Source organism: uncultured Leptotrichia sp., assembly GCF_938036635.1.
Classification (GTDB): Bacteria; Fusobacteriota; Fusobacteriia; order Fusobacteriales; family Leptotrichiaceae; genus Leptotrichia; species Leptotrichia hongkongensis.
The window spans coordinates 1-1,033 of sequence record NZ_CALHQO010000099.1 but is presented as its reverse complement, the minus strand read 5'-3'; the positions used below and the strand labels follow the sequence as shown (position 1 = coordinate 1,033).

At 34.1% G+C, this 1,033-nt stretch carries 1 protein-coding gene; it reads right to left on the bottom strand.

Annotation, left to right across the window (positions count from 1 at the left end; translation table 11 throughout):
• Positions 1–940 (bottom strand): D-alanyl-D-alanine carboxypeptidase family protein (locus Q0370_RS01825; RefSeq protein WP_299571317.1); only part of this gene is annotated, 940 nt, incomplete at its 3' end.
• Positions 941–1,033: the final 93 nt, after the last annotated feature.

Sequence of the window (1,033 nt, the reverse complement as noted above, 5' to 3'; positions counted from 1 at the left end):
TTCCTTTGGAATTTTTACTAGTTTCCGTACTGTCAGTATTATGGGTTCTTTCAACATGTCTTGAAGTATTAGTGTTCATGCTTGCTTTTCTTGCATATCCGTTAGCGTAATAGTCATTTATTTCCTTTGCTCCGATTGCGTTTCTGTCCTTAGCTCTGTTTGAACCAAGAATAATAGCAATCATTCTGTCATTTCCTCTGTTTGCAGTCAAAACTATATTGGAACCAGCAGCATCGTGATAACCTGTTTTTATTCCGTCCACTCCCAGCACATTTCCTAAAAGTGCATTTGTTGAAGTTACCTTTGTATTTCCGTTGTCTACATAATCCGTCTTATTTTTTGAAAAGTTCAAATATTCACTGTAATCTTTTAACGTTATCTGGGCAAGTTTGTACAAATCTTTTGCGTTTCCCTGATCCATGCATGAACCTGTATAGCTAGGCGGCAATCCGTGCGGAGAACAGTATCTAAGAGAATTCAGTCCATAACTTCTAGCTTTTTCGTTCATTGAATGCACAAAGTTTGAAACATCCCCACCAACATACTCGGCAAGAGCGTATGCAGCATTATTTGAAGATTTTATAATTGTCGCCTTTAACAAATCTCTTACTGTATATTGCTTTCCAGCAGTTAATTTTATTCCATACGGAACTGAAGCGGCTTTTGCTGAAACTGTTACCTTATCATCGTATGAAATTTGTCCATTTTTTATTTTATCCAATGTTAATATTGATGTCATAATTTTCGTTACTGATGCCAAAGGTCTTACAGCCGAACTGTTGTCTTCTTTTATGATATTTCCGTTAACGTCTCCAACCAAAAGTGATTTGTAGTCATAATAATCTTCTCCGCTAGCAAATGAAAGTGCTGAGACTGTTAAAAATGCCACCGACATAATTATTTTTTTACTTTTTCTACCAATGTTTAACTTTTTTTTCATTTTTATTCCTTTTAACCTCTTTTCATTATCTAATAAATTTACCAAAATTTATTTTAACACTTGTTTATTAGTTTTTCATTTGTGAATTTCTTG